Origin of the sequence: Mesorhizobium sp. AA23 (assembly GCF_001672435.1) — a bacterium.
Classification (GTDB): domain Bacteria; phylum Pseudomonadota; class Alphaproteobacteria; order Rhizobiales; family Rhizobiaceae; genus Mesorhizobium.
In genome coordinates this window covers 398,187-414,097 of record NZ_LYTP01000012.1, presented here as the reverse complement: position 1 = coordinate 414,097, position 15,911 = coordinate 398,187, and the positions used below count along the sequence as shown (strand labels likewise).

The window sequence follows — 15,911 nt, the reverse complement described above, 5'->3', positions numbered from 1 at the left end:
GAGCTTCAGAGCTTGCCGGCGAGATAGCGCGTCAAGGTTTCGCGCGCGCCGTTCGCCCACAATTCGTTCAGCGCATGGGCGAAAGCTTCGGCAAAGACGGCGGAGCGGCCGACATCGCCATAGATGTCGTCCATCGCCAGCCAGGCCTCGGGCGAATTCTTCGCGGCTTTGGCGGTCGCCTGCATCCGGTCCCAGCTCGGATCGTTCGGCTCGATGACGGCGCCGCTGTCGGTGGTGCCGAAGCAGTAGCGGCACCAGAGCGCGGACTCCAGAGCCAGGCCGGCAACACCTTTCCCCGCCATCAGCCGGTCCGCAGCGGTCGGAATGATGAATTTCGGCTGGCGGTTGGAACCGTCGAGGCAAAGCCTTCGGATGGTGTCGCCGATCTTGGGGTTGGAGAAGCGGCGCTCGATGAGCTGGTAGTAATCCTCGAGCACCGTGTCCGGCACCGGCGGCACGGTCGGGATGATCTCGTCGCGCTCCAGCTTAGCGAGGAAGCCGCGCACCAGCGGCTCCTGCATCGCCTCATGCACGAAATGGATGTCCATCAGGCCCGCCGGATAGGCGATCGCTGCGTGGCCGCCGTTCAAGATGCGGATCTTCATCAGCTCGTAAGGCGAGACATCCTTGACGAACTGGACGCCGGCCCGTTCCAGCGGCGGCCGGCCGGCGGTGAAATGATCTTCCAGCACCCACTGTTTGAACGGTTCGCAGAAGACCGGCCAATTGTCCTCCAGCCCGAAATCATTGGCCAGAATGCTGCGCTCGCGATCGGTGGTGGCCGGCGTGATGCGGTCGACCATGCCGTTCGGGAAAGCGACGTTGTCCCTCACCCAGTTGGCCAGAGCCTCGTCGATCAGCCGGGCAAGGCCGATGACGCCGTCGGAGGTGACGTGGCCATTGTGGGGGATGTTGTCGCAGGACATGACCGTGAACGGCACGATGCCGTCGGCGCGCCGGCGCACCAGTCCGGCAAGAATGATGCCGAAGACCGTCTTCGGTGCCGCACCGGGCTGGGCATCGGCAACAATGTCGGGATGGGCCGGATTGAACTTTCCGGAGGCCGGATCGATGAAATAGCCGCCCTCGGTGATGGTCAGCGACACAATCTTGATCGCGGGGTCGGCGAGTTGCTCGACGATCGCCTCAGCATCGCCCGGCATCAGGAAATCGACCATGGCGCCGGTGACGCGGGCGCTCATATGGCCCTGGTCCTGCTCGACCACGGTGGTCAGCCAGCCCTGCTCCTGCAGCCTGGCGCGGCCGGCCTTCTCGCCCTCGAACACGCCGGCGCCGATCAGCGCCCAGTCATGGCCGAGGCCGGAATTGAACAGGTCGTCGAGATAGACAGCCTGGTGCGAGCGGTGGAAGTTGCCGACGCCGAAATGCACGATGCCGGCCTTCAGCGCGGCGCGATCGTATTTCGGACCGGAAACCTTCGACGGAAGCTTGGCGAGGTTCGAGAAAGAGAGTTTCACGGTCATCTTACTTACCCTTTGGCCGATATGCAGCCCGACAATCCAACCCCCAATTCACCCGCTTGGGGCGAGCGGTGAGGGGCAGCGTCCGTTTGCCGGTATGCGCCCCTCACCTGCCCCGCGACGCGTCCTCCCCGGAGGAAGAGAGGCGCGCTTCCCCCTCAACTCATCCATTGACCGCCATCGACGTTGTAGGTTTGGGCGACAATGTATTCGGCTTCGTCACTGGCGAGGAAAACCGCCATGCCAGTCAAATCTTCGGCTCGACCCATGCGGCCATAGGGCACGCTTTCGCCGACGAGCCTCTTCTTCTCGCCCTTCGGCCGGTTCTCATATTTGGCGAACAGCGAATCGACGTGATCCCAATGCTCGCCGTCGACGACACCCGGTGCGATGGCGTTGACGTTGATGCGGTGCTTGATCAGGTCGAGTCCGGCCGACTGGGTAAGCGAGATGACGGCGGCCTTGGTGGCGCAATAGACCGCGACCAGCGGCTCGCCGCGGCGCCCGGCTTGGCTCGCCATGTTGATGATCTTGCCGCCCCGGCCAGCAGCGATCATCGAGCGGGCCGCCGCCTGCAGCATGAACAGCGTGCCGGCGACATTGACGGAGAAGAGCTTGTCGTAGCTCGCGCGGCTGATCTCGACGATGGGCGCAAGGTCGAACAAGGCGGCATTGTTGATCAGGATGTCGAGGCCGCCGGCGTTCGCTTCGACGGCTTTCACGCCGGCCTCGATCGAGGACTGGTCGGTGACGTCGAGCCGGATCGCGTAAGCGGCAGAGCCGATATCCTTTGCCGTCGCTTCCGCCGCTTCGAGATTGATGTCGGCAATCGCCACCCTGGCGCCTTCGCGAACATAGGCTTCGGCGAAGGCCCTGCCGATGCCGCGCGCCGATCCGGTGATCAGCGCCGATTTGCCTTTGAGCCTCACTGCGCCAGCGCCTTGCCGTCGGCGCCGAAGCGATGGAGCTTGGCCTTGTCGGGCGTCAGGTAGACGGTGTCGCCGTGCTTGACGGCAACCTCGCCGTCGGCGCGCACATTGATCGTGCCGATGCCATCGGTCTGGACATGCAGGAAGGTGTCGGAGCCGAGATGCTCGGCAACGCCGACCGTCGCCTTCCAGTCGCCGGCCGTGGTCGAGATGTTGATGTGCTCGGGCCGGATGCCGATGGTCTTGGCGCCATATTTGTCGGCCGGCGCGCCTTCGATCAAGTTCATCTTCGGCGAGCCGATGAAGCCGGCGACGAACAGGTTCTTCGGCGTTTTGTAGAGTTCCATCGGCGAGCCGACCTGCTCGATGTTGCCGGCATTGAGCACGACGATCTTGTCGGCCATGGTCATGGCCTCGACCTGGTCGTGGGTGACATAGATCATCGTCGTCTTCAGCTGATGATGCAGTTCGCTGATCTCCAGCCGCATGGTGCCGCGAAGGGCTGCGTCGAGGTTGGACAGCGGCTCGTCGAACAGGAAGGCCGATGGCTGGCGCACGATGGCGCGGCCGATGGCGACGCGCTGGCGCTGGCCGCCGGAGAGCTGGCCCGGGCGCCGCTCGAGATAGTTGGTGAGGTTCAAGACGCGCGCCGCGTCCTTGACCTTCTTGTCGATGGTCGCCTGGTCCTCGCCGGCCATCTTCAGCGGGAAGGCGATGTTCTTGGCGACCGTCATATGCGGGTAGAGCGCGTAGGATTGGAAGACCATGGCAAGCTTGCGCTTGGCCGGCGCCTCGCGGGTGACGTCGCGGCCATCGATGCTGATGGTGCCGCCGCTGGTGTCCTCCAGCCCGGCGATCAGCCTGAGCAGCGTTGACTTGCCGCAACCCGAGGGGCCGACGAACACGACGAACTCGCCGTCCTCGATGGCGAGGTCGATGTTCGGAATGATCGTCGTCGACCCGAAGGACTTGGAGACGTTCTTGAGCGTGATGTTTCCCATGGTTTCCTCCCCGGATTTCGCCCGCCGCTTACGGTTTACTTCACGGCGCCAAAGGTCAGGCCGCGCACCAGCTGCTTCTGGCTGAACCAGCCCATGATCAGAATCGGCGCGATCGCCAATGTCGAGGCGGCCGAGAGCTTGGCCCAGAACAGGCCCTGCGGACTGGAGAAGGAGCTGATGAAGGCGGTGAGCGGTGCGGCCTCGGTGGTGGTCAGGCGGATCGTCCAGAACGCCTCGTTCCAGGCCAGGATGATGTTCAAGAGCATGGTCGAGGCAATGCCGGGAACGGCCATGGGCGTCAGCACATAGATGATCTCGTTCCACAGCGAGGCGCCGTCCATGCGCGCCGCTTCGAGGATCTCGCCCGGGATCTCGCGGAAATAGGTGTAGAGCATCCAGACCACGATCGGCAGGTTGATCAGCATCAGCATGATGGTGAGGCCGATGCGGCTGTCGAGCAGGCCGGTGTCGCGGAAGATCAGATAGATCGGGAACAGCACGGCGACGGCCGGCATCATCTTGGTGGAGAGCATCCACATCAGGATGTCCTTGGTCCGCTTGGTCGGCGAGAAGGCCATCGACCAGGCCGCCGGCACGGCGACGATGAGCGCAAGGACGGTCGAGCCGACCGACAGGATCACCGAATTGAGGAAGAACTTGAAATAGCCGCTCTGCGCCTGCACCTCGGAGTAGCTTTCGGTGGTGCCCGACGGGATCAGGGCGAAGCCCTGGATCGCCTCCTGCTCCGACTTGAAGGATGTGATGATCGTATAAAGGATCGGGAAGAAGATCAGCAGGGCGACGACCCAGGCCGCGACTGTTGCGATCGTCTTGTGCTGGGTGGTGACTGCGCGTGCCATGTCAGGTCCTCCCGTATCGGCGATGTTGGCGGCAGGGTCGACCCCCACTCCGGTTTGCTGCGCAAACCACCTCTCCCCCGATCGACGGGGTAGAGGAAGCGCGGGGCTTCGATGCAGGCGTTTCCTCTCCCCCGGGCAGGGGGAGAGGTGTCCCGCGCAGCGGGACGGAGTGGGGGTGGTTCAGCGCAAGTGGCATCGTCTTGCCCCTACTTGTCCAGGTTCCTGCCGACCGCGCGCATGACGAAGAAGGCGACGATGTTGGCGAGAATGACCGCGATGACGCCGCCTGCCGACGCCTGGCCGATTTTGAATTCCAAGAGCGCCTTCTGGTAGACGAGGAACGGCAGGTTGGTGGAGGCGTAGCCGGGACCGCCATTGGTGGTGACCAGGATCTCGGCATAGACCGAGAGCAGGAAGATGGTCTGGATCAGGATGACGACGGTGATGGCGCGCGACATGTGCGGCAGCGTCAGATACCAGAAGCGGCTGAGGAAGCCGGCGCCATCCATCTCGGCCGCCTCTTTCTGCTCACCGTCAAGCGATTGGAGCGAGGTGAGCAGGATCAGCGTCGCGAAGGGCAGCCATTGCCAGGCGACGATCAGGATGACGGCGGTCAGCGGGTGCTGACCGAACCAGTCGATCGGGTTGGCGCCGAAGAAGCGGGCAATATCGGCAAAGACGCCGTATTGCGGGTGCATGATCATGTTCTTCCAGACAAGCGCCGCCACCGGCGGCATGACGAAGAACGGCGAGATGACCAGGATGCGCACGAAGCCCTGACCCCAGATCGGCTGGTCGAGCAGCAGCGCCAAAAGGATGCCGCCAATCACGGTGATGGCCAGGACACTGACGACGATGGTCAGTGTGTTGATGATCGACTGCAGGAAGGCGGGGTTGGAGTAGAAGAGCTTGTAATTGGCGAACCAGACGAACCCATCGCGGATCGGATTGAGCGGGTTGTACTGGAGGAACGAGAACCACAGCGTAAAGACCAGTGGCACGATCATCCAGACGAACAACAGGATCACCGACGGCGCCATCATGAAACGGGCAAGCGAACGGGTTTGCTGAGTAGCCATGACGGTCACCCTCCCAAGGTCAGCCGGATTTAGACTTGTGCCAGAATTCCTGATTGCAGAGGTGGCCGCCCGAACTGGGTTTCGGGCGGCCTATGCCGGTCATGATCCGCTACCGGCGTTCGGCACCGGGAGGAGCCTTACTTGAGGTAGCCGCCTTCGGTCATCGCGGCAGTCGCCGCGTCCTGGGCCTGCTTCAGCGCATCATCGACGCTCGACTGGCCGGCAAGGGCGGCGGAGAAGAGCTGGCCGACGGTGGTGCCGAGGCCCTGGAATTCCGGAATGGCCACGAACTGCACGCCGACATAGGGCACCGGCTTGACGGTCGGATGCGTCGGGTCGGCGGCATTGATGGAGTCCAGCGTCATCTTCGCGAAGGGCGCTGCCTTCTGGTACTCCGGATTGTTGTAGAGCGAGGTCCGCGTTCCGGGCGGAACGTTGGCCCAGCCTTCCTTCGAAGCCACCAGTTCGAGGTAGTGTTTCGAGGTCGCCCAGGAGACGAACTTCTCGGCGGCGTCCGCCTTCTTGGTGCCGGCGGGGATAGCGAGAGACCATGCCCACAGCCAGTTGCCGCGCTTGCCGAGACCCTTGTCGGGCGCCAGCGCATAGCCGACCTTGTCGGCGACCTGCGAGGCCTTCGGGTCGGAGACGAAGGACGCGGCGACGGTGGCATCGATCCACATGCCGCACTTGCCCTGCTGGAAGAGCGCAAGATTCTCGTTGAAGCCGTTGGAGGACGCGCCCTCAGGACCGTCTGCCTTCATCAGGTCGACATAGAACTGCAGCGTGTTCTTCCATTCCGGCTGGTCGAATTGCGGCTTCCAGTTCTCATCGAACCAGCGGGCGCCGAAGGAGTTCGACATGGCGGTCAGGAAGGCCATGTTCTCGCCCCAGCCGGCCTTGCCGCGCAGGCAGATGCCGTTCACGCCATTGGCCCGATCGGTCATCTTGTCGGCGGCCTCCTTGATGAAGTCCCAGGTCGGCGCGTCGGGCATTTTGAGCCCCGCCTTCTCCATCAGGTCCTTGCGGTACATGACGAAGGAGCTCTCGCCGTAGAAGGGCGCGGCATAGAGCTTGCCGTCGACCGAAAGGCCGCCGGCAATGGCCGGGATGATGTCCTTGACGTCGTAGTCGTCGCCGAGCTTCTCGAGCGGCAAGAGCCAGCTCTGCTTGGCCCAGATCGGAACCTCGTAAGTGCCGATGGTCAAGACGTCGTACTGGCCACCCTTGGTGGCGATGTCGGTGGTGACGCGCTCGCGCAGCACGTTCTCTTCGAGCGTGACCCAGTTGAGCTGGATGTCGGGATTGGCCTTCGTGAAGTCGTCCGTCAGCTTCTGCATGCGGACCATGTCGCCATTGTTGACGGTGGCGATGGTGATGGATTCGGCATGCGCGGCGAATGCAAGGGCGCTGGCCGACAACAGGCCCAGGGTGAGCGTGCGAAGTTTCATCAATTCCTCCCTAAAACCAAGATGAGCATTTGCTTTGGCTGTGGGCAATTACTCACTAAGTGTGAATTATGTCAAGCCGGAATCGATGCTGCAGCGCAGCACAAATCGATGTCGCGCCCGTCTGGGCGATGCGTAGCGGAGGCGGCAGGTGTAATGCCGTCCTACCGACAGGCGATCTCGGCGAGAATCCAATCGCGGAAGGCGCGGATCTTCGGCACGTTGCGCCGGGCCGTGGGATAGACCAGCCAGTAGGCGTGGCCGTCGTCGCCGACGAGGTCGAAGGGCTGGATCAGCCTGCCGTCGGCAAGCTCGTTCTTGAACAGGGCGCTGGTGACGATCGCAACACCTTGCCCGGCCATCGCGGCATTGGCCTCATAGGCCTGCGCGCCCATGCTGGTGCCGGGACGGCTGGCGAGTTCCTCCGCGGGCAGGCCGGCGAGCGCGAACCATTCCTGCCACCAGATGTCGCCGGGATCGAGGATGGGGAGCTTGAGCAGGTCGGCGGGCTCCTTGACGCCGCCGATGCTCGCCGCAAGCCTGGGGCTGAGCACCGGGGTGAAGTCGGCCCTGAACAGCATATGCGTTTCCACGCCGGGCCATTTGCCGCCGCCGGAGCGGATGGCGATGTCGACGTCCTCACGCGCGAAATCGACGACTCGGTTCGAGGTGTCGACACGCACGGCAAGCGAGGGGTGCGCGACCTGAAAGGATCCCAGATGCTGCGCCAGCCAGTTCGAGGCGAAGGTGAGCAGGGTGGAAACGCAAAGCACGCCGTCGGCGCCGGCTCGGGCGGCCGCATAGGCGCCGCTCAGCAGCGCGAATGCCTCGCTGACAGCCGGCGCAAGACGCTGGCCGGGTTCGGTCAGCTCGATCTGCCGTGGACGGCGCAGGAACAGCGGCGCGCCGATGCGCTCTTCCAGAAGCTTGATCTGATAGCTCGCGGCGGCCTGGGTCATGCCGAGCTCCTCGGCAGCCTTGGTGAAGGAGAGGTGTCTGGCCACGGCCTCGAACACCCGAATCGCCTGCAGGGGCGGGAGCTGGACATTCTGCCGGGAGCTCAGATCGGGCATAAGGCCTCTTTATGGGTCATGATCGACGTTTGATTGGAAGCACGTGCCGATCAGCCCGATATTTGGGGTCGACGATCACTCCAGTTCAAGCATAGCGAAGGCTGACGATCATGACCCCGATGCAGGAAAAATTCGATTCGACCCCAATACATGGATGGATTTCGCTGCTGGCGCGGGAATTCTCGTGGTTCGCCAGCCGCAGGCGCGGCTATGTCGATGTGCGAGAACTGTCGGAGCACCTGCAGCGGGACATGGGCTTCCTCGATGGCAATGATCCGCATGGACGCTACAAATAGCCGGGTTTCTTTTTATCGCCAACGGCTCGTCGCGTCAGATTCGGCCCGAGCCCAGGATCACGATCACGCGCCGCCGAGCAGGGCGGTGGCTGTCCGTTCGTCGGTGATGAGGCCGTTGACCAAACGCCGGTTCACGGCGGCGAGGATGCCCGGCAGCTTGCGCTCGCCCATGGCAAGCGCGATGACCAAGGACTTCTCGCGTGACGGCAAGGCGGCGGACGAAACGCGGTCGTTGGTGATGCCTTCGATCATGCGGCCTTCGCGGTCGAAAACCCAGCCGACAATCTCGGCGACGCCGCCGGCTTTCTGCAGCGCCTTCAGTTCCCCTTCCGAGATGAAGCCGTCCTCGTAGAGCGGCGCCTTCGGGCCGAGATCGCCGATGCCGACGAAGGTGACGTCGGCTTCCGCGGCCAGCGCCAGCGTCGGCTGGATCATTGGCTGGCTGAGCAGCATGTCGCGCTCTTCCGGCGAGGAGGCGATGACCGGCAGCGGCATCGGGAAGGAGCGCGCCTTGACCCGATCGGCCATGGTGAAGATGACGTTGTAGAAGGCGGCCGAGCCGTCGGGCGAGATGTTGCCGGTCAAGGACACCACCTTGTGCTGCGGGCACTCCATCGGCGGCAACAGCTCGATCGCCGCCTTCAGGGTGCGCCCGGTGCCGATGGCCATGACGATGGGGGCGGCGGAGCGCAGCCGCCGCTCGATTTCGGCAGCCGCCGCCTCGGCGACACCGATCGTCGTCGAGGACGAGGTCGGATCGCTCGGCACCACCTCGACGAGATCGAGCGCGAAACGCGACTTCAGCCGCGCGGCAAGGTCGAGACAATTGGCGATCGGATGATCGACGCGGACCTTGATCAGCCCTTCCGACATCGCTAGCGAGACGAGCCGCTGCGCCGTCTGCCTGGAAATACCGAGCTTGGCGGCGATCTGATCCTGGGTATTGCCGGCAACATAGTAGAGCCAGCCGGCGCGCGCGGCGTCGTCCAACCTGGTGCTGCCGGTTTCCTGTCGCGCGTTCACATTCTGCCTCCCCAAGCCCGACAATAGCGGGCCCTCTAGATTACAGCGAAAGCGGCCCTGCGCAATTGTCAATTGAAAGAGCAATTGCTTGCGCCCCTGCCGACCAAGGATGGCACCATTCGCGCTCGCCTCAACCATTTGCCGGGAGAGCGGTTTATCTCTGACCGGAAACCCATTAAGGGATCGGCAAAAGGAGCCTTGCATGACGCCGAAAGCGGTTTTCTGGGACATGGACGGCACGCTGGTCAACAGCGAGCCGCTGCACGAGGCAGCACTTGTGGCGGCTTTGCGCAGCGTCGGCATCACGCCGCCGACCGACCTGCACGAACGGGTGCTGGGCGTCGCGGCATGGCCGGTCTACGAAATGCTGCGCGACCAGTTCGGCCTCGACCTGCACTTCGATGACTGGATCGTGCGCAAATACGACCACTATCTGCCGATGGCCGAGACGCTCAAGCCGCGGCCCGGCGCGATCGAGGTGTTCAACGAATTGCGCGCGCTAGGCGTCGAGCAGGCGGTGGTGTCCAATTCGGACCGGCTGATCGTCGACGCCAATCTCGGCGCGGTCGGTCTCGTCTATCCCGGCATGCACACGGTGAGCCGAAACGACGTACGCCAAGGCAAGCCGCATGCGGAACCCTTCCTGCGCGCGGCTTATCTCGCCGGCGTCGATCCGGCCGACGCGGTCGCGGTCGACGACAGCCGCACCGGCTCGATGGCCGGCCTGGCTGCCGGCATGAAGACCATTTTCTGGCCGGAAGCGCCGATGGAAGGACCGCCCGGCGCAATCGTCATCAACAGCGCCGAGGAACTGCGGGCGCAATTGGGTCTCTAAGAAGACGTGCCAACGCCGGCGCTGCCCCTCATCCGCCTGCCAGCACCTTCTCCCCGTGACTACGGGGAGAAGGGACACGCTCCGACGCTGGCGATCCCCCTCTCACCGCCCTTCACGGGGAGGGTAAGGGTGGGGGCAGCGCCCGGCTTCGAAAATAGGCGAAGCCAAGCCTCCAGTGTCACCCACAACCGCGGGGCTCAGTTCCTGTAGACCGGCTCTTCCTCGTCGAGGATTGCCTTCAGCTCCGCAAGGTGGCGCTCGGCCTGGCCGGGATAGTCGTCCATCTCGCTCGCCGTCTTTTCCGCGATCTCATCGGAGAGCGTGCGCAGCGGCCGACCGGTCCACAGCGCCTTGATGTAGGTCTCGGCGGCACGCTCGAAATAGAACATGCGATTGAAGGTGTCGGCGACAGAATCCCCGATGACCATCACGCCGTGATTGCCCATGACCATCACCTTGACCTTGGGATCGACGAGCAGTCTCGAGCAGCGCTCGCCCTCCTCTTCGAAGGCCAGCCCGCCATAATGAGGGTCCACGACATGGCGGTTGAAGAACATGGCCGAGTTCTGGTCGATCGGCGGCAAGGTGGAGTCGGCCAGCGAGGCAAGCACGGTGGCGTGGATCGAATGCACATGCATGGCGCAGCGCGCATGCGGCACGTTGCGGTGGATGGCGCCGTGCAGGCCCCAAGCCGTCGGGTCGGGCGCGTTGGGGCCGGAGAGCGTTTCGGGATCGTTGGCGTCGATCAAAAGCAGATCGCTCGCCTTGATACGCGAGAAATGCACCTGGTTCGGGTTCATCAGGAACTTCGTGCCGTCCTCGTTGACCGACAGCGAGAAATGATTGGCGACCGCCTCATGCATGTTGAGCCGCGCCGTCCAGCGGAAGGCGGCGGCGAGATCGACCCGCTCCTGGTAATAAGGCAGGTTGGTCAGCGTTTCCTTCTGCAGACGGGCAAGGCTCATCGAAAATCCTCCGGTTTGGCCGAGCATGCCGCGCATGGCGGCTGCCAGCAACCGCAAACTGATGGGTCAGACGGCAGGCCGCGCCGTTTGCAGCCCGCCCAACTCGACGATGAACTCGATCACTTCCTGCAAACCCTTGCCGCGCGACAGATCGGTGAAGCCGAAAGGCCGCTTGCCGCGCATGCGGGCGGCGTCCGCCTGCATGACGTCCAGGTTGACGTTCACATAGGGCGCCAGATCGCTCTTGTTGATGACGAGGAAGTCTGAGCGGGTGATGGCCGGGCCGCCCTTGCGCGGTATCTCCTCGCCCTGGCAAACGGAAATGACATAGAGGGTCAGATCGGCAAGGTCCGGCGAGAAGGTGGCGGCGAGATTGTCGCCGCCGGATTCGATGAAGACGATGTCGAGGTCGGGGAATTTGCGGTGCAGCTCGGCGATCGCCCGCAAATTGATCGAGGCGTCCTCGCGGATGGCCGTGTGCGGACAGCCGCCGGTCTCCACGCCGACGATGCGCTCCTCCGGCAGCGCCTGCAGGCGCGCCAGCATCATGGCGTCTTCCTTGGTGTAGATGTCGTTGGTGACGACGGCGATCGAGAACCTGTCGCGCAGCGCCTTGCAGAGCTTTTCGGTGAGCGTCGTCTTGCCGGAACCGACGGGACCGCCGATACCGATGCGCAGGGGACCATTGGCTTGGCTCATGCCGGAAACTCCGTGATGGCGAGGATTGCGAAGCCCAGCCCGATCAACAGGCAGAGCGGCGAGTAGAGGCGCTGGTCGAGCAGTGCGAAAGGCTGCTCCGGCGTCAGCCCGCGCCACCAGGGCGTGAAGCCGGCGATGCCTCGCCCGAAGAAGACGATGCCGAAGAGCAGCGCGGTAGCGGCAAGGCCCTGCCTGGGAAAGGGCGAGGCGAAGACGCCTTCAAGGGCCAGCGGCCATAGCGTCGCGAGCGCCAGGCACGCGGCGACGGCAAAGCTCGCGACGGGCGAGGGCATGTCATCCACGCCGCGAAAGCCGACGACGGCGCGGGCGCAGGATTTCGCGTCCTTTCCCGGCCAGATGCCGCCTATGCCCCAATAGACATGCAGCGTGGTGATCAGCAGCAGGATGAGGGAGAGGACAAAGGCAAGTATGATCATGAGCGGAACAGACGCGAATATTGGGTTTCGTGCTTCATCGCCGCAATGTCGGATATCAAGGCCGAGCCGCCGAGGTCATCGAGCGTGGAGTTCGCGGCGCGAGCAGCTGTCGCGAGCGCCAACGGTTCGAAGCCGGCTAACAAAGCGGTGGCATCGACCTGTCCTACAACGCCGAGCCGGATAGCGGCCTGCACGAGGTTGGAGAAGAAGGCCTGCAGGAAGGCCGACAGCGCGTCCGCCAAGGCGATGCCATCGCTGCCAGCGATCGCGCCGACAGCGACGCAATAGGGGCGCTCCGCAGGCAGCCGCTCGAGCGCATGACAAGGCCAGGCAGAGGCGGCTTTTTGGAAGGCGGCGCCTTGGAGCATGGTTTCCACGTGACGCTGCTGCGATCCGGCAAGCGCCTCGGCAAGCGCGGCAACTTCGGCGATATCGCCGCCGTCACGCGCACGCCGCCAGCTTTCGGCAAACAGCACCGCATCGTTCCAGCCCGAGCCCATCTCGACCAGCGTCCCCAGCCACTCGGCGAGATCCCGGCGATCGGCGACTAGTCCGTCATGCACGGCGCGCTCGAGACCGTGACTGTAGGAGAAGCCGCCGACCGGAAAGGACGGCGACAGCCAGGCCATCAGCCGCAGCAGTGCGGTACCGGACGGCTGGTCAGTCATGATGATGATGGTGATCGTGGTCGTGGTCATGATGGCCATGCGCGTGATCATGATCGTGATGGTCGTGGCCGTGATGATCATGCGCATGGCCATGGTCGTGGCCATGTCCGGAATAGGCGCCGCGCACGGGACTGAACGGTTCCAGCACCTCGCGGACCCTGGCGCCGAGCCCCTCCAGCATCGCTTTGATGACATGGTCGCGCAGGATGAGGATACGGTCCGCCTCGATTGCCGCCGCGAGGTGGCGGTTGCCGATATGCCAGGCAAGCTCGGTGAGATGCACGGTGTCGCGGGCGCGGATGTCGTAGACCTCTTCGGGCGCGGCGACGATCTCGAGCTGGCGGCCGTCCTCCAGCACCAGCCGGTCGCCATTGCCGAGCGCCACCGGCTCGGGCAGATCGACCAACACCCTGTCGCCGCCGGCGGTTTCGATGGCGCGGCGGCGCAGATGCCGCTCGTCATGCGTCAAGATAGCCTTGTCGAAAGGTGTCGCCGCTCCGCCCTCGCCGGCCGGGAGCACCGAGACGGCGCGCGGAAATTTGGTGAAATCGGTGTTGATGTTGAGCTTCATTTCATGGCTCCGCCATTGGCTTGCGCCCGCGCCCGGGCGGGTCGCGACAGCACGCGATCGAAATAGGCGTTGACGCGATCTGAGTCGACCGGGAACCGGCCGGCGCGCGCCCAACCACCCATATCGCCGAGCAGAACGTCGACGGCGGAAAAGCGGTCGCCGAGCGCAAAAGGCTTGTCGCCGAGCCGGCGGTCCAGCGCCTTGACTTCCGAAGCGAAATCATGGGCGGCGGCAGGGCCGACATCGACGCGCAGCTCCCTGGGCAGGATGAAGCGGTGGCGCAGCTTGTTCCACAGCGGCGCCTCGAACTCGCTCTGAGCAAAATGCATCCAGGAATCCATCTCGGCGCGGCCGGCGAGCCCGGGATCGGCGCCCATTCCCTTATCGGCATGCTTGTCCGCTAAATAGACGCAGATCGCCGCCGAATCAGTGATCGTCAGCTCGCCGTCGATCAGGATCGGCACCTTGCCGGAAGGGTTCAGTGCATAGGCCTCGAGCGAGCGCAGCTTCACCTCTACGAACTCATAGGATTGCCCGAGCTCCTCGAGCATCCAGAGCACGCGGCTGACCCGGGAACCTCGTGATCCGACGGCCTTGTACATGGTTCAAATCCTGCCTCTTCCCGGAGCCTAGACCATCCAAGCCATCAGCCCAATGGCGATCAGGCGATGAGGTCGAAGAGCCGCAGGACGAATGAAATGCGGTAGCGCTAAAACAGAAAATACCGTTGCGCCATCGGCAGCACGGTCGCCGGCGCGCAGGTCAAGTGCTCGCCGTCGGCGCGCACCTCATAGGTTTCCGGGTCGACCTCGACGTGCGGCGTGGCGTCGTTGAGCACCATCGAATGCTTGCCGATGCCGCCGCGCGTGTTCTCGACCGCGACCATCGCCTTCTCTACGCCAAGCCTGCCCTGCAAGCCGGCATCAAAAGCCGCCTTGGAGACGAAGGTGACCGCGGAGTTGGTCAGCGCCTTGCCGTAGGCGCCGAACATCGGCCGGTAGTGCATCGGCTGCGGCGTCGGGATCGATGCGTTGGGATCGCCCATCGGGGCGGCGGCGATTGTGCCGCCTACCAGCACCATCTCCGGCTTGACGCCGAAGAAGGCCGGGTTCCACAGCACGAGATCAGCGCGTTTCCCGGCCGTCACGGAGCCGATCTCCTTCGACAGGCCATGCGCGATGGCCGGATTGATGGTGTATTTGGCGATATAGCGGCGGACCCGGAAATTGTCGTTGTCGCCCGTCTCCTCAGCCAGCGCACCGCGCTGGCGCTTCATCTTGTCGGCGGTCTGCCAGCAGCGGATGGCCACCTCGCCGACGCGGCCCATGGCCTGGCTGTCGGACGAGATGATCGAGAAGGCGCCGATGTCGTGCAGGATGTCCTCGGCCGCGATCGTCTCCTTGCGGATGCGGCTTTCGGCAAAGGCGATGTCCTCGGGAATCGACGGCGACAAATGATGGCAAACCATCAGCATGTCGAGATGCTCGGCCAGGGTGTTGACCGTGTAAGGCCGCGTCGGGTTGGTCGATGACGGGATGACGTTGGGCAGGCCGCAGACCTTGATGATATCGGGCGCATGGCCGCCGCCGGCGCCCTCGGTATGGAAGGCGTGGATGGTGCGGCCCTTGATCGCGGCAACCGTGTTCTCGACAAACCCGGACTCGTTCAGCGTGTCGGTGTGGATCATCACCTGCACGTCATAGTCGTCGGCGACCGAAAGGCAGCAGTCGATCGCGGCCGGCGTCGTGCCCCAATCCTCATGCAGCTTCAGCGAGCAGGCGCCGGCGAGCACCATTTCCTCCAGCGCTGCCGGCTTTGAGGCATTGCCCTTGCCGGACAGCCCGATATTCATCGGGAAAGCGTCGAAAGACTGGATCATGCGCGCCATGTGCCAGGGGCCGGGAGTGCAGGTGGTGGCCAAGGTGCCATGCGCCGGACCGGTGCCGCCGCCGAGCATCGTGGTGATGCCGCTCATCAGCGCTTCCTCGATCTGCTGCGGGCAGATGAAGTGGATATGCGCGTCGAAGCCGCCGGCCGTCAGGATCTTGCCTTCGCCGGCGATGATCTCAGTGCCGGGACCGATGATGATGGTGACGCCATCCTGGGTGTCCGGATTGCCTGCCTTGCCGATCGCGGCGATGCGACCGTCCTTCAGGCCGATATCGGCCTTGACGATCCCGGCGAGCGCGTCGACGACCAGCGCGTTGGTGATGACGGTGTCGACGGCGCCGCCCGCCCTAGATACCTGGCTCTGGCCCATGCCGTCGCGGATGACCTTGCCGCCGCCGAATTTCACTTCCTCGCCATGGACGGTAAAATCCTTCTCGACCTCGATAAAGAGCTGGGTGTCGGCAAGCCGCACCTTGTCGCCGACCGTGGGGCCGTACATCTGCGCATAGGCGGCACGGGAAATTCTTGCCATCAGCGATTGCTCCCAAAAGCGAGTTTGTGTGGGCGCGGAGCGCACATTGTCGCCATCCAATGGTCATGCAATGACCCGCTCGACGACACCTTCCGATCCCATTTGGCGGTTGAGGTGACCGAGTCAG

Annotated in this window: 17 protein-coding genes; 2 read left to right on the top strand and 15 right to left on the bottom strand. The window is 64.0% G+C overall.

What is annotated here, in order from left to right; all coding sequences use genetic code 11:
• Positions 1-5: 5 nt before the first annotated feature.
• From A9K66_RS12720 to gcvA, 7 genes are all read right to left on the bottom strand, one after another.
• Positions 6-1,484: a mannitol dehydrogenase family protein gene (locus A9K66_RS12720; RefSeq protein ID WP_067323988.1), complete on the bottom strand. Its 1,479-nt coding sequence runs from the start codon at positions 1,482-1,484 to the stop codon at positions 6-8.
• Between the two features lie 155 nt (positions 1,485-1,639).
• Positions 1,640-2,410 (bottom strand): L-iditol 2-dehydrogenase, encoded by a 771-nt coding sequence (locus A9K66_RS12715; protein ID WP_067323986.1) that lies wholly within the window; start codon positions 2,408-2,410, stop codon positions 1,640-1,642.
• Positions 2,407-3,411 (bottom strand): ABC transporter ATP-binding protein, encoded by a 1,005-nt coding sequence (locus tag A9K66_RS12710; RefSeq protein WP_066999175.1) that lies wholly within the window; start codon positions 3,409-3,411, stop codon positions 2,407-2,409. The genes A9K66_RS12715 and A9K66_RS12710 overlap by 4 nt, the downstream gene beginning before the upstream one ends.
• Before the next feature lie 35 nt (positions 3,412-3,446).
• Positions 3,447-4,271, bottom strand: coding sequence for a carbohydrate ABC transporter permease (locus A9K66_RS12705; protein WP_067323984.1), 825 nt, complete (start codon positions 4,269-4,271; stop codon positions 3,447-3,449).
• Between the two features lie 206 nt (positions 4,272-4,477).
• Positions 4,478-5,350 carry a sugar ABC transporter permease gene (locus A9K66_RS12700; RefSeq protein WP_067324684.1) on the bottom strand — a complete coding sequence of 291 codons (873 nt, stop codon included), beginning with the start codon at positions 5,348-5,350 and terminating at the stop codon, positions 4,478-4,480.
• 137 nt (positions 5,351-5,487) lie between these two features.
• Positions 5,488-6,798 carry a sugar ABC transporter substrate-binding protein gene (locus tag A9K66_RS12695; RefSeq protein ID WP_066999167.1) on the bottom strand — a complete coding sequence of 437 codons (1,311 nt, stop codon included), beginning with the start codon at positions 6,796-6,798 and terminating at the stop codon, positions 5,488-5,490.
• 161 nt (positions 6,799-6,959) lie between these two features.
• Positions 6,960-7,868 carry a transcriptional regulator GcvA gene (gene gcvA, locus A9K66_RS12690; RefSeq protein ID WP_067323982.1) on the bottom strand — a complete coding sequence of 303 codons (909 nt, stop codon included), beginning with the start codon at positions 7,866-7,868 and terminating at the stop codon, positions 6,960-6,962.
• Between the two features lie 110 nt (positions 7,869-7,978).
• Between gcvA and A9K66_RS12685 the strand changes: the two genes are divergently transcribed.
• Complete coding sequence (locus A9K66_RS12685; protein WP_067323980.1) at positions 7,979-8,164, top strand: hypothetical protein; 186 nt, start codon at positions 7,979-7,981, stop codon at positions 8,162-8,164.
• A gap of 63 nt (positions 8,165-8,227) precedes the next feature.
• Here the strand turns inward: A9K66_RS12685 and A9K66_RS12680 are convergent, their stop codons facing one another.
• The gene (locus tag A9K66_RS12680) at positions 8,228-9,187 is read right to left on the bottom strand and encodes a sugar-binding transcriptional regulator (RefSeq protein WP_066999158.1); all 960 of its coding nucleotides are present in this window, start codon (positions 9,185-9,187) and stop codon (positions 8,228-8,230) included.
• A 202-nt stretch (positions 9,188-9,389) separates the two neighbouring features.
• Here A9K66_RS12680 and A9K66_RS12675 point away from each other — a divergent pair, with 202 nt between their 5' ends.
• Positions 9,390-10,022 carry an HAD family phosphatase gene (locus A9K66_RS12675; RefSeq protein WP_067323978.1) on the top strand — a complete coding sequence of 211 codons (633 nt, stop codon included), beginning with the start codon at positions 9,390-9,392 and terminating at the stop codon, positions 10,020-10,022.
• A 197-nt stretch (positions 10,023-10,219) separates the two neighbouring features.
• Here A9K66_RS12675 and A9K66_RS12670 read toward each other — a convergent pair whose 3' ends face one another.
• The 7 genes from A9K66_RS12670 to ureC all read right to left on the bottom strand — a co-directional run bounded on the left by A9K66_RS12670 (position 10,220) and on the right by ureC (position 15,787).
• The gene (locus tag A9K66_RS12670; RefSeq protein WP_067324682.1) at positions 10,220-10,987 is read right to left on the bottom strand and encodes a class II aldolase and adducin N-terminal domain-containing protein; all 768 of its coding nucleotides are present in this window, start codon (positions 10,985-10,987) and stop codon (positions 10,220-10,222) included.
• 66 nt (positions 10,988-11,053) lie between these two features.
• Positions 11,054-11,686, bottom strand: a complete 633-nt coding sequence (gene ureG, locus A9K66_RS12665) for an urease accessory protein UreG (RefSeq protein WP_067323976.1) — start codon at positions 11,684-11,686, stop codon at positions 11,054-11,056.
• Positions 11,683-12,123 (bottom strand): DUF3995 domain-containing protein, encoded by a 441-nt coding sequence (locus tag A9K66_RS12660; RefSeq protein ID WP_067323975.1) that lies wholly within the window; start codon positions 12,121-12,123, stop codon positions 11,683-11,685. Before A9K66_RS12660 ends, ureG begins: the two co-directional genes overlap by 4 nt.
• Complete coding sequence (locus tag A9K66_RS12655; protein WP_067324680.1) at positions 12,120-12,791, bottom strand: urease accessory protein UreF; 672 nt, start codon at positions 12,789-12,791, stop codon at positions 12,120-12,122. Before A9K66_RS12655 ends, A9K66_RS12660 begins: the two co-directional genes overlap by 4 nt.
• Complete coding sequence (gene ureE / locus A9K66_RS12650) at positions 12,784-13,362, bottom strand: urease accessory protein UreE (RefSeq protein ID WP_067323973.1); 579 nt, start codon at positions 13,360-13,362, stop codon at positions 12,784-12,786. The genes A9K66_RS12655 and ureE overlap by 8 nt, the downstream gene beginning before the upstream one ends.
• Positions 13,359-13,964 carry a glutathione S-transferase family protein gene (locus A9K66_RS12645; protein WP_067323971.1) on the bottom strand — a complete coding sequence of 202 codons (606 nt, stop codon included), beginning with the start codon at positions 13,962-13,964 and terminating at the stop codon, positions 13,359-13,361. The genes ureE and A9K66_RS12645 overlap by 4 nt, the downstream gene beginning before the upstream one ends.
• A gap of 107 nt (positions 13,965-14,071) precedes the next feature.
• Positions 14,072-15,787, bottom strand: coding sequence for an urease subunit alpha (gene ureC, locus A9K66_RS12640; protein ID WP_197507470.1), 1,716 nt, complete (start codon positions 15,785-15,787; stop codon positions 14,072-14,074).
• Positions 15,788-15,911 lie beyond the last annotated feature (124 nt).

What these genes read in the sequence shown, in the direction of transcription:
- A9K66_RS12660 (WP_067323975.1), bottom strand. Translation starts at nt 12,123, where the DNA reads ATGATCATACTTGCCTTTGTCCTCTCCCTCATCCTGCTGCTGATCACC.
- ureG (WP_067323976.1), bottom strand. Translation starts at nt 11,686, where the DNA reads ATGAGCCAAGCCAATGGTCCCCTGCGCATCGGTATCGGCGGTCCCGTC.
- A9K66_RS12645 (WP_067323971.1), bottom strand. Translation starts at nt 13,964, where the DNA reads ATGTACAAGGCCGTCGGATCACGAGGTTCCCGGGTCAGCCGCGTGCTC.
- A9K66_RS12675 (WP_067323978.1), top strand. Translation starts at nt 9,390, where the DNA reads ATGACGCCGAAAGCGGTTTTCTGGGACATGGACGGCACGCTGGTCAAC.
- A9K66_RS12700 (WP_067324684.1), bottom strand. Translation starts at nt 5,350, where the DNA reads ATGGCTACTCAGCAAACCCGTTCGCTTGCCCGTTTCATGATGGCGCCG.
- A9K66_RS12685 (WP_067323980.1), top strand. Translation starts at nt 7,979, where the DNA reads ATGACCCCGATGCAGGAAAAATTCGATTCGACCCCAATACATGGATGG.
- A9K66_RS12695 (WP_066999167.1), bottom strand. Translation starts at nt 6,798, where the DNA reads ATGAAACTTCGCACGCTCACCCTGGGCCTGTTGTCGGCCAGCGCCCTT.
- gcvA (WP_067323982.1), bottom strand. Translation starts at nt 7,868, where the DNA reads ATGCCCGATCTGAGCTCCCGGCAGAATGTCCAGCTCCCGCCCCTGCAG.
- A9K66_RS12670 (WP_067324682.1), bottom strand. Translation starts at nt 10,987, where the DNA reads ATGAGCCTTGCCCGTCTGCAGAAGGAAACGCTGACCAACCTGCCTTAT.
- A9K66_RS12655 (WP_067324680.1), bottom strand. Translation starts at nt 12,791, where the DNA reads ATGACTGACCAGCCGTCCGGTACCGCACTGCTGCGGCTGATGGCCTGG.
- A9K66_RS12705 (WP_067323984.1), bottom strand. Translation starts at nt 4,271, where the DNA reads ATGGCACGCGCAGTCACCACCCAGCACAAGACGATCGCAACAGTCGCG.
- A9K66_RS12710 (WP_066999175.1), bottom strand. Translation starts at nt 3,411, where the DNA reads ATGGGAAACATCACGCTCAAGAACGTCTCCAAGTCCTTCGGGTCGACG.
- ureE (WP_067323973.1), bottom strand. Translation starts at nt 13,362, where the DNA reads ATGAAGCTCAACATCAACACCGATTTCACCAAATTTCCGCGCGCCGTC.
- A9K66_RS12720 (WP_067323988.1), bottom strand. Translation starts at nt 1,484, where the DNA reads ATGACCGTGAAACTCTCTTTCTCGAACCTCGCCAAGCTTCCGTCGAAG.